This is a genomic window from Alteromonas sp. K632G (assembly GCF_017653625.1).
Classification (GTDB): domain Bacteria; phylum Pseudomonadota; class Gammaproteobacteria; order Enterobacterales; family Alteromonadaceae; genus Alteromonas; species Alteromonas naphthalenivorans.
In genome coordinates, this window is the sequence record NZ_JAGGDM010000004.1 from 148,885 (window position 1) to 166,802 (window position 17,918).

12 protein-coding genes and 2 tRNA genes are annotated in these 17,918 nt (G+C 43.9%); 12 read left to right on the forward strand and 2 right to left on the reverse strand.

Annotated features, from left to right (window positions below; all coding sequences use genetic code 11):
* The first annotated feature begins 371 nt into the window (after positions 1-371).
* The 6 genes from J5X92_RS05865 (at position 372) to J5X92_RS05890 (ending at position 9,400) form a co-directional block, all read left to right on the forward strand.
* Positions 372-1,310 carry a diguanylate cyclase gene (locus tag J5X92_RS05865; RefSeq protein ID WP_208805047.1) on the forward strand — a complete coding sequence of 313 codons (939 nt, stop codon included), beginning with the start codon at positions 372-374 and terminating at the stop codon, positions 1,308-1,310.
* The gene (locus J5X92_RS21400; protein WP_208805048.1) at positions 1,310-2,434 is read left to right on the forward strand and encodes a helix-turn-helix domain-containing protein; all 1,125 of its coding nucleotides are present in this window, start codon (positions 1,310-1,312) and stop codon (positions 2,432-2,434) included. The genes J5X92_RS05865 and J5X92_RS21400 overlap by 1 nt, the downstream gene beginning before the upstream one ends.
* A gap of 234 nt (positions 2,435-2,668) precedes the next feature.
* Entirely contained in the window at positions 2,669-3,982 is a 1,314-nt protein-coding gene (locus tag J5X92_RS05875) for a Na+/H+ antiporter NhaC family protein (RefSeq protein ID WP_208805125.1), read from the forward strand.
* A gap of 288 nt (positions 3,983-4,270) precedes the next feature.
* Complete coding sequence (gene hrpA, locus J5X92_RS05880; RefSeq protein ID WP_208805049.1) at positions 4,271-8,281, forward strand: ATP-dependent RNA helicase HrpA; 4,011 nt, start codon at positions 4,271-4,273, stop codon at positions 8,279-8,281.
* 158 nt (positions 8,282-8,439) lie between these two features.
* On the forward strand, positions 8,440-8,742 hold the full coding sequence (locus J5X92_RS05885) for a PilZ domain-containing protein (RefSeq protein ID WP_013784499.1): 303 nt from the start codon (positions 8,440-8,442) through the stop codon (positions 8,740-8,742).
* A 403-nt stretch (positions 8,743-9,145) separates the two neighbouring features.
* Positions 9,146-9,400, forward strand: a complete 255-nt coding sequence (locus J5X92_RS05890; protein ID WP_208805050.1) for a DUF2061 domain-containing protein — start codon at positions 9,146-9,148, stop codon at positions 9,398-9,400.
* A 193-nt stretch (positions 9,401-9,593) separates the two neighbouring features.
* On the opposite strand, the gene J5X92_RS05895 is transcribed toward J5X92_RS05890, so the two are convergent.
* Positions 9,594-10,787, reverse strand: coding sequence for a class I SAM-dependent methyltransferase (locus J5X92_RS05895; protein WP_208805051.1), 1,194 nt, complete (start codon positions 10,785-10,787; stop codon positions 9,594-9,596).
* A gap of 498 nt (positions 10,788-11,285) precedes the next feature.
* On the opposite strand from J5X92_RS05895, the gene J5X92_RS05900 reads away from it, so the two are divergent.
* Positions 11,286-12,263 carry an NAD(P)H-quinone oxidoreductase gene (locus J5X92_RS05900; protein WP_208805052.1) on the forward strand — a complete coding sequence of 326 codons (978 nt, stop codon included), beginning with the start codon at positions 11,286-11,288 and terminating at the stop codon, positions 12,261-12,263.
* A 156-nt stretch (positions 12,264-12,419) separates the two neighbouring features.
* Here J5X92_RS05900 and rnhA read toward each other — a convergent pair whose 3' ends face one another.
* Entirely contained in the window at positions 12,420-12,887 is a 468-nt protein-coding gene (rnhA, locus tag J5X92_RS05905; protein WP_013784494.1) for a ribonuclease HI, read from the reverse strand.
* Between the two features lie 103 nt (positions 12,888-12,990).
* On the opposite strand from rnhA, the gene dnaQ reads away from it, so the two are divergent.
* From dnaQ to J5X92_RS05930, 5 genes are all read left to right on the forward strand, one after another.
* Positions 12,991-13,707 carry a DNA polymerase III subunit epsilon gene (dnaQ, locus tag J5X92_RS05910; protein ID WP_013784493.1) on the forward strand — a complete coding sequence of 239 codons (717 nt, stop codon included), beginning with the start codon at positions 12,991-12,993 and terminating at the stop codon, positions 13,705-13,707.
* A gap of 89 nt (positions 13,708-13,796) precedes the next feature.
* A complete protein-coding gene (locus tag J5X92_RS05915; protein ID WP_013784492.1) occupies positions 13,797-15,290 on the forward strand; it encodes a TIGR03503 family protein in 1,494 nt (497 codons plus the stop codon).
* A gap of 333 nt (positions 15,291-15,623) precedes the next feature.
* A tRNA-Asp gene (locus J5X92_RS05920) sits at positions 15,624-15,700 on the forward strand.
* Between the two features lie 30 nt (positions 15,701-15,730).
* Positions 15,731-15,807: transfer RNA gene (locus tag J5X92_RS05925), tRNA-Asp, on the forward strand.
* Positions 15,808-16,326: 519 nt separating this feature from the next.
* Positions 16,327-17,889: an EAL domain-containing protein gene (locus tag J5X92_RS05930; RefSeq protein WP_208805053.1), complete on the forward strand. Its 1,563-nt coding sequence runs from the start codon at positions 16,327-16,329 to the stop codon at positions 17,887-17,889.
* The last annotated feature ends 29 nt before the right edge of the window (positions 17,890-17,918 follow it).

Genomic DNA, 17,918 nt, shown 5'->3' on the forward strand with positions numbered 1-17,918 from the left:
GTAGTTTGATGATTAATGTGTATGAGCTATGTTTATGATCAAGGTTCGATGCCGGATACGGTAAAAAGTGGATATGACAATTACATGACGAGAACGCTATCAACACCGGCAAAAATGGCGAATATGATCAGAATGGAAGAAAGATGAGCTAAATTGACCTGCTAGTAACATGCTAATAAGTTTAGGTATTTTGATATTTTTTTTAATTTCAAAGGTGCGTTGCCACTAATTTGTCACATTGATGAGCCAAACTGACCCTCGACAATCAGGATAAAAATGGGATATTTCCTGAGTCTTGTTTTACTGCTTGTTCCCGATTGCTTGGTAATCGCGGGAAAAGTACAGTTTGCTACCCATAAGAGTGCGACATCATGTTTACCTTACGAAATGCCACACAGTTCAGTCATCACAAAGGCTGGCTATTCTTTACTTTTGCTACGGTTGCACTGGCGAGCTCTTTGAGCCTGACCTTTGGCAACGCCAAGCCCCTCGCCATTATATCTGGCCTAGACATCGTGGGTGAGGGCAGTGTAGTACTGCTGACTCTAGGATGGATTGTTGCCGTATTGGCCAGTCGGCCGCCAGGTAAGGTCACTAGCCTGTTAATTGTGGGGTTAGTATTTTTCTTATTCTCAATGACACTCGACTTACTTGATGAGTTTTTACGTTACCCTGATTCCGCGTTGTGGCTCAGCATGATTGAGTCGATACCCGCCGCGATTGGCATGATTATCATGACTGCGGCGCTCTACCTATGGCATCTAGAACAGCGTGCAATCAATTTACAGCTTCGGCGCCGAGAATGGGACTACCGAGACCACCAAGAAATAGATCCTATTACCCAGTTGTATCGAGGCGATTACTGGCAATCACGGGTTACCGCATTGCAAGCATCGGGAAATGATGGCTACGTGGCCATTATTGATATTAATGAATTTTCTTATTTTAATCAGCGCTATGGGCAGGCCGAAGGCGACCGCTACTTGCACGAAGTCGCTCAACTGGTGGTGATGAACCTAAGACAGCAAGATTTAGCTTGTCGATATGCCGGCGATAGATTTGCGCTATTGCTGCCTAATGTGAATGAAGCCGAAGCCCAAGATATTGTAAAAGAAGTTAGAGCCAGTATTAGCCATGTAGCGTTTCGCTATAAAGAAGACACGGCCGCCATTTATACCAGTGCGCGCGCAGTGGTTGCGCCACTTACTCAACAAGGCTCGCTCACCGATACTTTGCAGCATTTGCTGCTTCAGCTTGAAGACAGCAACAGCGCCCAAAGCAATAAAAATGGCAGCAGGAACGCTGCATAGTGATAGCTAGCTCAGTGGTGACTTCAGGGCCAACTCAAAGGCCTGTGCAAACACTTTCGCCAGCACCAGTGACTCAGTCAGACAAAGTGATACCTGCCTATCACCTTGTAAATGCAGTGCTGGACGTGGCCATTCCCCGCGGCGCAAGTAAAGACAAAATACTTCGTGGTACGGGTATTTTTGACGATAGCCTTACGGTAAATACGCGTATTAGTGCCAAACAATGTATAGCCTTATTTTCAAATGTAAGAGGGCAGTGCAAGGGTAATGATGTTAGCTTTTTGATAGGTAAAAGTTTAGGTGGGGTATGGCTACGTGAAGATATAGCCAATATTAAACGAAGCCAAAACCTTGAGCAGGCCATTGAAGCACTTACAGCAATACGGTGGGGGAGTATTCCCTTGGTATCGTTTAAGCGCTTTTCGCTGCAAGATAAATATATTTGGGTGTTACAAGACACTATGGGGTGTGAAAAAAGAGGTGCCCATAAGCTTTGGCCATTTATTGCCGAGTTGTATTTATCCATGCTGGTGGCTTTACTTAAGCAGTGGACTGGCACCCGTTTACCTTTGAGTTTTACAATAGATTCAGAAAGACCACGCAACGTTCAAGATTTCGAAACTTACCTAGGACTTCGGGTTGCTTTTCATTCGCCCCTGATGTCTATAACCCTCCCCAAATCTTGTATGACTTCCGCTTTCCCGTTTGCCGATGATAAAGCAGGCAATGTTCAAGGCGATGTTCAGTGTGATATCCAAGGCGAGGCACAGCGTAGTTTGGCATATCAGCAAACCCCGGCTTCACCTCAAGACACACCAAATTTGAGCTTACTCGACTATATAAGAATTCAGACATTACAAGAGCCTCAAAAAGGCTTGGCGGATTTAGCGAGAAATTTAGGGTGCAGTACCGCAACATTAAAACGAAAGCTAAGCGACCATAACTACACTTACCGCGGGCTAAGCGAAGAAGCACGGCGGCAACAAGCCATCGTATTGCTGGCGCTTAAAAAGCTAAACAACGAACAAAGCGCCTCGCAAATGGCCTTTTCCGACCTGCCTAACTTTCGCCGTACGATAAAACGATTAACCGGTTTGACCCCAAGTGAGCTGCGCGCCCGTTAATTTGCTTTGCATTAGGTGCAAAACCTTTTATCCTTTCACTCGTTTTTACATTATTGTTTAAATGTCTACCAATGTAAGCGCGCTAACCTAAACCTGTTTGTTTATAGTTATTTAGACGTAAAGCGCCTTATAGATACAATAATCGTCGGCCTTACGCCGTGCCCATTCTGATTTAAAGAAGTAGAGTTTTCTGTGCAGCAATCAATTTCAAGTAGCCAACCTAAGCCCAACCCAATGGGTTTAACGCCCATTTTATTATTTGTTGTTTTGGTGGTAGCTACAGGCCTTATTACTAACGATATTACCGCTATGCCTATTTTGGTGGCGTTTTTTATTAGTGCAGGTTACGGGCTATGCCTAAACCCTAAAGGCGAAAAGGTAAGTTTCTCAGAAAAAGTACAAACGTTTTGCAAAGGCGGCGGCGATAAAAACATTATTTTACTGGTGCTGATATTTCTTCTTGCTGGCGCCTTCTACGCGGTCACTATCGATATTGGTGCGCGCGACGCTACGGTAAATATGGCGCTACAATTTGTACCTACTGCCATGATATTGCCCGGGCTATTTTTGATTTGCTGCTTTATTTCGTTTGCCATGGGTACCTCTATGGGCACCATTACTGCACTTTCACCCATTGGGGCGGGGCTAGCAAACAGCTTAGGCTTACCGGTTGAGCTTGCCCTTGGCGTGGTAGTAGGCGGCGCTATGTTTGGTGATAATTTGTCATTTGTATCAGACACCACTATTGCGGCCACTCGAACCCAAGGTGTACAGCTTAAAGACAAATTTCGTGCAAACTTGATGGTAGCGTTACCAGCTTGCTTGGCCACCATGGTACTGCTGTTAGTCTTTGTTGATGTAGATACTTCAGAGCTTATTGAAACTAAAGATTACGATGTATGGCGCATATTGCCGTATTTATTCATTATTGGTTTTGCACTAACAGGCTTTAACGTTATCACTGTTTTGGCTGTGGGTATTGCAAGTGCTTGCGTGGTTGGCTTGCTGCAAGGCAGCTTTACCGTGCTTACCATGATGCACAGCATTCAAAAAGGCATGGGATGGATGCAAGACTTAGCCATGATAGCCATTACCATTGGCGGGATTGTAGCCTTGATGCATGCGAACGGTGGAATTACTTGGCTGATTAACCGACTGACTAAACGTGTTACTAGCAAAAAGGGCGCAGAGTTTAGTATTGCTGGTTTAGTCAGCTTTTTAGATATAACTACCGCCAACAATACCATTGCGATTGTCACTGCTGGCCCTATCGCGAGCGATTTAAATGAAAAGTATGGAGTAGATCCTCGCCGTACTGCATCATTACTCGATATTTTTTCTTGTAGCTTTCAAGGGCTGGTGCCTTACGGGGCGCAGTTATTAAGTGCTGCTGCGGTAGTCGGTATATCACCGCTTGCCATTACACCTTACTGCTGGTACCCCATGCTCATTTTCGTGTTTGGCTTGTTGGCTATCTGGTTCAACTTTCCCACCTTTGAACAAAAAAATGACGATGAGTTAACAGAAGCATCGGCTATTGTGAAGTAGCGCTAACTCAAAAATAGCTAGGCAACAAACTAGCGTGATTAACGGTGGAAATTTAGCGCCACTTCTTCTAGGATCGTTCTCCGCTGTTTAGCCGTATAGGTTGGTATAGTTGCGGCTTAGGTTGTTTTTACAACATTGGTTTACAGCACGTTTTGCTATTAAGCACCGCAGCTATAATTCGTAAGTACAGACCGCAAGTACAGATAGTACCAATTATACAGATTATACAAATTATACAAATAGTACAGTTCGTATCACCCAGTTCGTATTAAAAAGTAGGATGGTAAATTGTCTTCACCTAACGCGCCTTCGTCGCCTGTCGCTTTTCAAATTAAACCGCTTTATGCACAACTCGATGATTGTCTGTCGGCGGATAAATTCCCGTTAAAACGGCGTATTCAGCAGTTCACGAAGCAGCTAAATAGCGGTGAAAAGGTAAAGGATAATAACCAAACTGATGCTGCTGATAGCCCGCAAAGCAAACTAGCCACTCGATATGAAAAGCTTGTTAACGATATTCAAGCATCAAAAGATAAGCGTGCCTTCAGGCTAAAGAATTTGCCAGAAGTGACGTATCCGCCACTGCCGGTTAGCGATAAAAAAGACGATATTAAAGCTGCCATTGCAGCGAATCAGGTGGTGATTGTAGCGGGTGAAACCGGCTCGGGTAAAACTACCCAGTTGCCGAAAATATGTTTAGAGCTTGGCCGTGGTGTCAGTGGCATGATAGCGCATACCCAGCCACGTCGATTGGCTGCTCGCAGTGTGGCAACTCGTATTGCTGAAGAGCTCAACACGCCGCTTGGTGAAAAGGTAGGCTTTAAGATTCGTTTTAGCGATCAGGTTAGCGAGCGAAGCTACGTAAAACTGATGACAGACGGTATGTTGCTGGCAGAAATGCAAAACGACCGTTTCTTGAATCAATACGACACCATTATTATTGATGAAGCCCACGAACGTAGCTTAAACATCGACTTCTTGCTGGGCTATTTAAGGCAGCTATTAGACAAGCGCCCTGAACTTAAACTCATTATTACCTCGGCTACCATCGACCCCGAACGTTTCTCGAAGCACTTTAATAATGCGCCTATTATTGAAGTGAGCGGACGTACGTATCCAGTTGAAATTCGTTATCACAGCCCAGAAGACAACGAGAACGATAGCGATCAAACCGACGCCATTGTGGGGGCGGTTGATGAGCTATTAACCGAGAAACCGGGCGATATTTTAGTGTTCTTAAGTGGGGAACGTGAAATTCGCGACACCCAAGATGCGCTAATTCGCAGGCAATACCGCAATACTGAAATAGTACCTTTGTATGCTAGGCTTTCCGCCGCAGAACAAAACCGTATTTTCCAATCTCACACCGGTAGGCGCATTGTGTTGTCTACCAACGTGGCAGAAACCTCGTTGACTGTGCCGGGCATTAAGTATGTTATCGACCCAGGTGTGGCGCGTATTTCACGCTACAGCGCTCGCAGTAAAGTACAGCGGTTACCTATAGAAGCGATATCGCAAGCGTCTGCGAATCAGCGGGCAGGGCGATGTGGACGTGTTTCCGATGGTATCTGTATTCGTTTATACAGTGAAGATGATTACCTTGGCCGCCCTGAATTTACCGACCCAGAAATACTGCGTACTAATTTGGCCTCAGTTATTTTACAAATGTTGGCGTTGGGGTTGGGGGATATTGCCGATTTTCCGTTTGTTCAACCGCCAGATAACCGCAACATCAACGACGGTTTTAGGTTGCTAGAAGAAATTCAGGCCATCGTGAAACAAAAAGGCCGTATGCAGCTTACCAAAATGGGCAGGCAGATTGCCCGTTTACCTATCGATCCTCGCTACGCCCGTATGGTGGTTGAAGCGCAGCGTACCAATGCGTTAATGGAAGTCATGGTAATTGCCGCGGGGCTATCTATTCAAGACCCTCGTGAGCGCCCACAAGATAAACGCCAACAGGCGGATGAAAAGCACAGCGAATATACCGATAAAGATTCAGACTTTATTAGTTTGTATAACTTGTGGGACGCGTTTAAAGCGCAGCAAAATGAATTAAGCCAGAACCACCTTCGTAAATGGTGTAAGAGCCAATTTATTAATTATCTGCGTATGCGCGAATGGCAAGATATTGTTAGCCAACTTAAAAAGTCGGTGGCCGAACTGGGCTTTGGCATTGTGAAAAACGAGCCAGATTATCAAGCTATTCACGAAGCCATTGCCAGTGGGTTACTGTCGCATATTGGCTTTAAAGATAAAGACAGAGAATACTTAGGCTCGCGCAACACCCGCTTTATGATTTTCCCAGGTTCTGGGCTTTCTAAATCGCAACCTAAATGGGTAATGGCGGCTGAGCTCGTTGAAACCTCTAAGCTATTCGCACGTATGGTGGCAAAAATAGACCCCGCGTGGATAGAGTCTTTAGCTGGGCATGTTAGTCAGCATAGTTATTCTGAGCCCCATTGGTCGAAAAAACGCGGTGCAGTTATCGCGTTTGAAAAAGTGACCTTGTTTGGTTTACCTATAGTGATGAAACGAGCCAAAGTGTATAGCCTAATTGACCCGCCGGTATGTCACGAACTCTTTATTCGGGAAGGCTTAGTTGAAGGTAATACGCGGCTTAATTTTGGTTTCTTGAAAGAGAACCAAGCTTTATTAGAACAAGCCGATGAGTTTGAACAAAAGACCCGACGCCGAGATCTTTTGGTTGATGACGACGAATTAGTCCGTTTTTATGCCTCGCGTATTCCGGTAGAAGCGAACAACGAAGCCGCGTTTAAGAAATGGTATAAAAACCAAGAAGCGTTAGTTAAGCAAGCGGGCGGCGAAAAGTCTGGTACCGAAAAGATAAGCGACGTGCTTACCTTTACCGAGGATGACGTGTATCGCCAACAGCCTGGACAAGCCATAGAGAACGCCTTTCCGGATGCATGGCGACAGGGCAACATCACCATGGGGCTTCGTTATCATTTTGAGCCGAATGCGGATGATGATGGGGTTAGCGTGATTATTCCTTTGCCGGTACTCAACCAAGTGGAAAATATTGGCTTTGATTGGCAAGTGGCAGGGCTACGACATGAACGCATAGTGTCGATGATCAGAACCTTGCCAAAGCGCTTACGCCGCAACTTTGTGCCTGCGCCTAACTTTGCGGATGCCTGCATTGCAGATATAAGCGAGACGGATAAAAATGGCCGCCCCATAAGCCTTGTAGAGGCGGTTACCGCCAAGCTTCGTAAAATGACCGGTATTACCGTAGAAGAAGATGAATGGAATCTGTCGCAGCTAGATAGACACCTGATCATGCACTTTACGGTAGTAAACGATAAAGGCGAAACCATTGCGCGCTCAGACGATTTACACGCTCTTAAACAGCAATGTGCTGGGCAAGTAAAAGAAACCTTTGAAAAGGCGGCTACGCCTGAGCTTGAGCGTAGTGGTATTGAAAGTTGGGATTTCGACACACTGCCTACTACTTTTGCGCAAAAAATGGGTGGCTTTGAAGTACAAGCTTTCCCCGCTTTAGTAGAAAAGGGCGACAAGGTAGATATCGCGCTTATAGACGAGCCAGAAAAAGCGCAATCAATGCACCGAAAAGGTGTGAACGTGTTAATTAAAAACGCCATGCCGTCCCCGCTAAATTACTTGCAAAGTAAGTTACCCAATAAAGCGAAGCTGGGTCTTTACTTTAATCCGTTTGGGCAAATTAAAGCGCTTATTGATGATTGTATTTTTGCCGGTATAGATGCGCTGGTGGGCGAATATTGTGAAAAGCACAACACAGATATTCGTAGCAAAGCGGATTTCGATGCCTGCGTAGATATAGTGCGCGCACAAATTAACGACAAAGTATTAGAAATAGCCAAGCAGGTAGAGCAGGGCTTAACGCTCGCACATCAATGCCAAAAGCAAATGAAAGGCAATGTGCCCCTTAACATGATAAACGCATTGGGCGATTGCAAAGGGCATCTTTCTAGCTTGGTATTCCCAGGGTTTGTTTCGGATATAGGTGAAGCACGGCTTAACGATTGGAACCGATATATAAAAGGCTTGTCTCGTCGTTTAGAAAAACTACCGATTGATCCGAATAAAGACAGAATGCATCAACTCACCGTTGAAAAAGCCCTAAGTGAATGGGAAAAAGCGTGTGGTAAATACCCTAAAGGCAAAGTACCAGAAGCATTATTAGATACACGTTGGATGATTGAAGAATTAAGGGTGTCTTTATTTGCCCAAGCATTAGGTACGGCTTACCCCATATCGGCAAAGCGTATCTCACTGTTTTTAGCTGACTTCTAGCTGGGAAATTAAGCGGCTTGTTTAATTTCCCAAATGACAGAATCTAATTTTCTAAATATAAATGGACAATTATTGATCAGGCTGATTGACAAGCAGCCAAGCTCGCCCTATAACAGGTAGAGCAACATGTGGTTTGAATACGTAGTGGAGATGTAGAAATGTTGGGATACGACGATAAGCGAAATTTTTTCAGGATGATGGTTAATTCGCCTTGTCAGTTACAGGTTACTGATGATGAATCGAGCCGCACTATGCAAGCAATGTGTAAAGATATAAGTGCAACAGGCATGTCTTTAGAAGTTGATGAACCTTCGATAGAAATTGGTACGCAAGTTAGCGTTGCCATAGATTCTCCAAGCTCTCAAGTACCTTCACTAGCAGCCATTGCTACTGTGGTTCGCTGTGAGCCAGACACGGAATCTAGCTGTTTGATTGGGGTTGAAATCACAGAAATGAAATAGGCTGATAGTGTTTTCGCAAGCCTAAGTATATTCATTACAATGACTCACGACGTCTCTCGTGAGTCTCTCTTGAGTTTCTCTTGAGTCAGACTAGCCTTTTTTCTCACCGCTACCCATAGCTAATTACATTTAGTCATCGATAAATTATTGGCAATCATTTTGCCGACTTCCCCGGCGGTATGTTTCACGGGCTTTAATGGCCGCTGATTTATCTCGTTGGCTTATCTCTTCACATTATGACTGCGCGTATATGACTTGTTTTAAACCCGCTAAGCAACGCCCTTCATAAGTTTGAAATCGAATAAGTCGATGGCGCCCTTCGTAAAAATCAATTGTCTTTAATGTATCTAATCGATAATAATTCTCATTAACGATTCGAGACAAACTTATTAGGTCAATCATTATGAAAAAGACAATCACTTTTGCATGTATGCACTTCACTGTCGCTTTTACAGTGGCATATTTATTAACAGGTAGTGCAGTAGTGGGTGGGGCAGTAGCCTTAGTTGAGCCAGCTGTGAATACGGTGGTATTTTATTTTCACGAGCGAGTCTGGAAGAAGTTTGAGAACCAGCCTAAAGAGCAAGCTAGCGATCAGCAACTACGTAGTGGTCCTGATCAGGCTTTTGCTTCAAATGAGATGACATTGGCATCATAAGCGTTTCCTAAGTTTGCCTCTTATTTGAATTTTCGAAGAACGTGGCACTAAAGGTGAGTCAAGTCTAATAACACTTAATAAAACCTTAGCGCCACGTTTTTTTATGCTTAATGAATTAAACAGTAACCCTGTATTAATTTGCTTTTATTCGTCTGTGACGTGTATTTCGTTGGATGTAAAAGTACGCCAGAAATTACAGATCAGTGACTTCACAAACTAAACCTTTCAAGTAATACCCTTCAGGATAACTGCCTATCACAGGATGATCGGTGGCTTGGTTAAGTCGCGCAATAATTTTGATGGTTCTTCCTGCATCCAATGCAGCATCAGCCACAATTTTTTGAAACAAATCGGCTGGCATTAAGCCAGAGCAGCTAAAAGTAAGCAGTAATCCACCATTTCTCACCGCATGAATACCGTACAGGTTTATATCTTTATAGCCGCGGGCAGCACGGGTGAGTGATGCTTTGTTGTCGATAAATTTGGGCGGATCAAGGATAACCATATCAAATTGTTCTTTACGTTCGTGGTATTCACGCAACTGCTTAAAAACATCTTTTTTGACGTAATGACTTTTGCTTTCATCTAAACCATTTAACGCCACATGCTGCTTAGCAAGGTCAAGTGCAGGTTGAGAAACATCCACATTAGTAACCGATTTTGCACCGCCTTGTAGTGCGTAACAAGAAAAGGTGCCGGTATAGCTAAAGCAATTAAGCACGTCAGCGTCTTTGGCATAATGTGCAGCGGCAGCACGACTATCTCGTTGATCAAGATAAAAGCCTGTTTTGTGGCCGTTCTCTATATCAACAATGATAGAAAGCCCATTTTCTTTCACGGTAACTTGCATAGGTGGCTCGCCGCTCACCACACCTGTAACTGGCTCTAAACCTTCCTTTTTACGTACATCAACATCGCTTCGCTCGTAAACGTGGGTACCGGGCTTTAACTTGTTTATTGCCCACACAATTTTATCTCGGTGCTTCTCGGCCCCAGCGCTTAATAGTTGCAATACGGCTACGTTGTCGTACAAATCTATGGTAACACCTGGAAGGCCATCACTCTCAGATGCAATCCAGCGAAATGCATTGGTCACTTCTGGGTCAAATAAACGGGTTCGTAATTTAAGTGCTATTTCCATGCGACGTAAAAAGAACGCGTTATCGATGCTTTCTTCTTTACTAAATGTCCACATGCGCACGCGAATTTGCGAAGTAGGAGAGTAAGCACCGCGACCTAACCAATCACCTTCTGAATCGAACACATCAACAGTGTCACCACTGCGCCCTCTACCTTTTAGTTCTGCCACGGCGCTTTCAAACACCCAAGGATGGCGACGACGAAGGGATTTATCTCTATTAGGATGCAATATAACTTGTGATGACATGAAACGTACTCTATTTCTTGAATTAGCTAGGAAGTGGGTATTGCATTGAAAGCCTTTAGCCTTATAAGAAGCCTTTAGCCAAATAAAAAGCCTTTAGCAAGTGAACGGCCCTTGCAACCACACGTAAGCGGCGGGGCGAAGTATAGCGATAAAGCGTTGCCTATGCGAATGATTACCCCGTTTACTGACCAGAACTTAACTATTTTATTAAGTTTGAAAGTAAGTTTGTTTAGGCAGCGCAGCCGTTAGGTAACACATAAAGTTATAGCAAACTATTGGTGATCATGAGTTTTGTTTTAATAGCATTACGTTACATTGTTTTAAGTCTAATTTTGCACAATAAGCCAGTTGTTAGCGGTATGAGGCTAAAATTGCGAACTCAATTATGCACTTAAAATTATCATCCACGTAGTCATAGGTTAACGTAATTATTCATGCTATCACTAACGTGCAAAGACATACTGCACCCCCAGTGAAATTCCAAAAAAGAGGATACTAATGCAATTTGTAAACTTCGAAAAAGGCTGTGCACCAGAAGGCCTAACAATAGCAGAGGTTGATGCACCCGTACTCACCGACGACAAAGTGCTAGTGCAAGTACACGCCTTTGGTGTGAACCGTGCCGATACACTGCAACGACAAGGGCACTATCCACCGCCCCCTGGTGAAAGTGAAATTTTAGGGCTTGAGGTTGCCGGTGAGATCATAGAGGTTGGCGCTACAGTCAGTGAGTGGAAAGTGGGGGATAAGGTCTTTGGATTGGTCGCAGGCGGCGGCTATGCACAACAAGTTGCCGTCAATCCACTACATCTAATGCCTATTCCCGAGAACATGCCGTATAGCTCGGCAGCAGGCCTTGCCGAGGTGTTTCTTACTGCATTTCAATGCTTGCGCCTTATTTCGAATGTAAAACCAGCAGAACGAGTACTCATTCACGGTGGTGCTAGTGGTGTGGGATTAGCTGCTACTCAGCTTTGTCATTATTGGGGAGTAGAAAGTGCCGTTACCGCGTCATCCCAAGAAAAGCTAGCGCACTGCCAGCAAAACGGCGCTAACCTGCTGATAAACTATAAAGATAAAAACTTTGCTGAAGAGATAAAAACTAACTGGCCTGAAGGCGTTAATATGGTGCTTGATATGGTAGGGGGCGATTATCTGAATCGGAACCTTCAGATTCTAAAGCGCGATGGCATTGTGGTTTACCTCGCCATGTTAGCTGGGCGTTATGCAGATAACCTAGATATGGCATTGATGCTGGGTAAACGAGCCAGAATACAAGGTACTACGCTGCGCAATAGAACGGATGAATACAAAAGCGCGCTTATTAGTGACTTCTCGACAACCTGTTTACCAGCATTCACCACCGGCGAGCTTAGCGTAAACATAGATACGGTATACGCAATAAATGATGTCGCAAAATCTCACGCACGATTAGAAAGTAACAACACGCAAGGAAAGATAGTTGTAGAGTGGTAGTGAGACGCGAAAAATAAAAACAATTTAGCGTAACGAAAGAAAAGGCGATGCAGCCTTTTCTTTTTGCAAAATCGCTAACCTTTACCTTTACCTATACCTATAGAGGTATTTGCTTTCAAATCTATTGGTCTTGTAAGCTATTAATCCTTAACGCAATTAGCCTGTAAAGCCACTGTCTGGTGTTGTAGGTTTGGCTTCTGCCGCACCCCGAGCTAAATCATCGCAGCGTTCATTTTCAGGGTGACCCGAATGGCCTTTTACCCAGTGCCAATTAATTTTATGCTTGCTCACTGCTTCATCAAGGCGTTTCCAAAGGTCGGCATTTTTTACCGCTTTTTTGTCTGATGTGCGCCAGCCGTTCTTACGCCAGTTGTGGATCCATTGATTGATACCGTTTTTCACATACTGACTATCTGTCGTCAATTCAACGTTGCAGGGCTCAGTTAAGCTGTTTAATGCTTCAATAGGCGCCATTAATTCCATACGATTGTTGGTAGTATGCGCGAATCCGCCACTTAGCTCTTTACGGTGACTGTTATAAACTAAAACAGCACCATAACCGCCAGGGCCTGGGTTTCCAAGGCATGAGCCATCAGTAAAAATGTGAATGGTTTTTTGAGCCACTGGGTGTCCTTAAATTATTTACTTTCATATTTCGCTTTTCCCTTAGCCTGTGGCGAAGGGGTTGATATACTATCAAAAAACAAAAGGTAAGATTAGAGGAATCATGCGTCAGATTGTACTAGATACAGAAACTACAGGTATCGACCCTAAAGAAGGTCACCGAGTGATTGAAATTGGGTGTGTTGAGCTGGTTAACCGTAAACTTACTGGCAATCACTTTCATGTATACATTAATCCAGGCCGCCAAATTGAACAAGAAGCGATAGATGTTCACGGTATTACTAATGAGTTCTTAACCGACAAACCTACATTTAGAGATGTAGCCGAAGATTTTGTGAATTTTATTCGCGGTGCTCAATTAGTTATTCATAACGCGCCCTTCGATGTGGGCTTTATGGATCACGAATTTGGGATGGAACCGAAAACCCGTGGCGTTATCACCAAAGATATTTGTAGTGTGCTTGATACCTTGGCGGTTGCGCGCAAAATGCACCCAGGGCAGAAAAATAACCTAGATGCGTTGTGTAAACGTTATGGCATAGACAACAGCCACCGTGAGCTTCACGGGGCATTACTGGATGCTGAAATACTCGCCGACGTTTACCTGCTAATGACCGGTGGACAGACAAAGCTTAATTTGGCATCTAAGGGCAGCGGTGAAAACCAATCAGATGCACTTCGCCGGTTGAACAGAAACGGAAATAAATTAAAGGTTATCAAGGCTAGCGCCGATGAATTAGCACAGCATGAATCCCGTTTAGATATTGTAGAAAAAGCAGGGGGTAAATGTTTGTGGCGCCCAGAGCAAAACGATGCATAGCTAATTCAGGTGCAGGTTATGGTGTGTTGCTTTAGCTGCTAGACGTACTTAACCATTTTTAAAATACATTTCCAAAGGAGCGGGCAACAGTGAGAGTAGGTGTGATGAAACTAGTGTTGGCGTTGTGCCTATTAGGATGTACTTCAACGGTATTTTCACAAGATACTTCGCTGCCAGCTCCGTCATCACAGGACACGCAAGTCGACACTGCGCCTTCGCCTATTACTGACTTGGGGGATGAATACGAAAACTCGATTAAGTTATTACAGAATCGTTTTCGTATTGATTACAACGTGAAAGAGGTCTCCATGATTTTCTTTCGCGAATACGGCTCTGCCCCCGTAGTATTAGTTCGCCCCGATGGTTCAAAGTTATTTCAAGGTCGGGTGGACGAGACCTACGTTAAGTGGTTCGATGCCGACACCTTCGACATGATCACTATTGAAAACCCTATGCCTGGCCCTTGGCAGGCGGTAGGTCAGGTTAACCCAGCAAGTCGGGTTATGGTCATTTCTGATATTAAGCTTCACGCCACATCGCTTCCCAGCATTCTCTTTTCGGGCGAAATATTAAAATCTACGGCTTACCTAACCAACGGCGGCGAAAAAATAGATAACCAACAGTTCCGTGATGTTGTGGAATTGTCTATTGAGTTCGAAAGTGCAAATGACCCTAATTACGACAACTTTGGTGCTAACGATGCAGAAATTGCAAAGTTTGAAGATAACGGTCGGGGTATGGATGAGCGTCCAATGGATGGCGTGTTCACTGGCCAATTCAATTTAAAGGTTGCAGCAGGTAAATGGCAGCCTGTTTATCGAGTAGACACGCCAATGTTCACGCGAGAACAAATTGGTGCACCCATTATCCTTTACAACAACCCTGTTTATGTGGATGTTGAATTAGACGCTACCGATGGCACGGGAGACGGTTATCACACGCTGCTCATTGATGTGAACCGCGAGCTAGTTAATATTGAGTCACTCCTGATTGACGGTAAAATTAAATTTCCAAACGCAGATATTCAAAACTTTTCGTTAACCGAAGGCGGCGATAGTGTGCGAGAGCATCTTATCGTGGCGTACGAAGAGGGGGTTTATCGCGTTAAATTAACCGCCTATGGCACAACATCAGAAGGCCGAGACTTCATACTGGATGTTCCTGAATATACTTTTGTGGCTGAAGCGCCTGAGCCAGAAGTGATAGACCCGCTTATTGACGGCGAAGACCCTATTGTTGATGGCAGTGAAGATCCGCTTTCAATGGGTGATAGTTCAACATCTCTCAATCAAGACAATACACAGTCGATGGCTGAAGATGATGAAATGGATTCAGGCACGCTAACCCTGATTATTTTAGCGGTGAATGGGACCATCATTTTAATAGGTGTTATTGCTGCGGTTATTATTATCTTGAAAAGACGAAAGGCCAGTGGTCCTGCATCTGCAAAAGCAGCCACGAAAAAAGAAAATAAAAAGGCCAAGAAGAAAGTGGTGTCTGAATCTGACTTATCGCTTGATAATGAACCTAAGGGCTTTAAAAAGTTGCTGGCAAGGTTTAAGAAGTCGAAACCGGCAGAGTAGGGTAAAGAGTGGGGCAAATAAATAGGCCATTTAAATAGGGCTGTATCGCCGTAGCAGGAGTTCTTTTGCTATTCATTAATACAAAAGTGTAAGTAAGCTATCCTAAGGTGAGCGTGGCCTGTGGGAAGAGCGTCCTAGTTTTATGTGTACGAATTCCCGCCTGATTGAATTATATTTCAACATTGTGTTTATTTATCGTGCAAACAGTGCCCAGATGACAATTTTATTAATAAAAAGCATTGACTCTGCAGGGTCTAAACCGTATTATCTGCGCCGCAGTGAGGGCAAGGGGTTTTAACAACTCAACTAACTCACTGATAACATTGAAATTGTGGAGCGGTAGTTCAGTTGGTTAGAATACCGGCCTGTCACGCCGGGGGTCGCGGGTTCGAGTCCCGTCCGCTCCGCCACTTAACTAAAAGGCACCTTTCCCATTATGCGGAGCGGTAGTTCAGTTGGTTAGAATACCGGCCTGTCACGCCGGGGGTCGCGGGTTCGAGTCCCGTCCGCTCCGCCATTTTCGGGAAAGCATTTACTTTGGCAGGTTCTACTGCTCATTGATAAAACTTCTTTATCAACTTCATACCGCTGCAGGCATCCTGTTTGCGTTTCATCTATTATTTTTTCTACTTCTACTTCCTCTTCTATTTTTCATTTACTTAGTTTTCCCTTGTTTTTCTTACAGTGCTTTAATCTGTAGCTCTTTCATCTATAGTTATTGCACCTATGTTTTTCTCTCCTACAGATTGTCGTTGCCACATAAAAGCCTTTCCCCATATTTGGTATTACTATCCCTTGATGGCGCCTTACTGTTAGGCAACTGAATAATTCGTCAAAGCAGCAAACCACACGCTTTGTATAATATTGTGGCTGCGTGTCATCTGGACGTTAGCTAACTTTATTCTCTTCACTTCATTGACTTAACTTAATCTTCTGCAATGCTTAAATCCATCTAAAGTATTATTCTAATAGTCAATTTTTCGACTACTTTCATGTGTATACGCACAATAAGACGCCTTAATTTTATGTGGTACAAATGAGCAATAATGAGCATAGACAATATCTACTCGCTGACAATCTCAGAGCAATCGCCGTATCGTTTCTAACGGTTGTATTTGTTAGCGTTGTGCTCGGCCTACTGATGTTCTCAGTCATAAAAGAACACGAAGAGGCCCGTGCCGAAGATATCTTATCCAATGTGCGGATGGTATTTAAAGACGCTGAAGCGTCACTAGACTATTTAATCGCCAATTCTTATTATTCCTGTAGTGAAGATAATCTAAACGAAATGCGACGCACCTTGTTTCGCTCTCGTTTCGTGAAAGAAATTGGTTTCTTTGGTGATGGGAAATTATTGTGCAGCACCTATCTTGGGGTATTAAAGCAACCCATAGATGAAGCTGTTCCAGATTTTGTTACGGCTTTAGGGGATGCATTTTGGATAAATACACCTTTAGAGTTGTTCGATAATCAATCTAAAGGCACCATCGCGAAGCGGGGGCGTTATAACGCCGTGTTAGATTTAGATGGGGTTATCGGTCTGAATTTCGGTCGAGATTGGGCGCTTTTTTATAACGGTGAGCAACTTTACCATATGGCAGGCAGCACCCGATTAACGCCTTCTATAACGGGGCGCGAGGGACGCAGTCTTAGTACCGACTATTTTTCCCTCAGAATAATTAAATGTGAAAAATATTACTCCGAAGTATGTCTAACCGTCGTTCCTGATGAAGCCAGAATATTTAAAATTCACAAGGGCAAATTAGTGCTCTTTATCTGCATCATGTTAATGGCAGCTGCTTTATCCCATATGCTCACCTTCAATTACTTGCGACGCATACGTTCCTTAGAATCGCGGATAAACCGTGGGCTGAAATCAGGGATGTTTTATTGTTTGTACCAACCGTTTGTAAACTTAGACACGGGAGAAGTAGTAGGCTGTGAGGTTTTGAGTCGGTTTGAAGATGAATATGGCCCTATCTATCCTGATGACTTTATTTCCCAAGTAAGAGATATTGGCAAAACATGGGAATTTACTACTGTGATGATAAAATCGGCAATGGATGAATTAAATCGATGCGCCAACATTCCTGAAGGTTTCAAGGTGTCGTTTAATTTATTCCCGTCAGATTTTATGCAAGATGAATTAATCGATTTGGATTGGGTGCTAGATTTAAATAACAAAAATTTTAAGCTTGTGCTGGAAATCATCGAAGATGAACAGCTTGCGACAAGCAGTGCAGCAAAACATATTAAAGCCCTTCGAAGTCGTGGGTTTTGGGTTGCCATCGATGACTTTGGCGTAGGTTACTCAAACCTTAGCCAACTGAAATCTTTAAAATGTGAGTTTTTAAAAATAGATCGTAGTTTCGTGATGGACATGGAAGATCACAGTATTCGTTCATCGTTGATACCCCATATTGTCAATATTGCTGATGAGCTGAAAGTGACCTTGATTGCTGAGGGGGTTGAGAACAACGAGCAGCGACGAGAACTTGTGAACATGAATGTGGAGTATGGGCAAGGGTGGTTATTTGGTAAACCGCAAACGGTTAAGAATTTAGCAAATACGATTGAGCTGTCTTTCCAAACCCATTAATCGGTTGGCGTGTCTGTCGTTCCGCGATA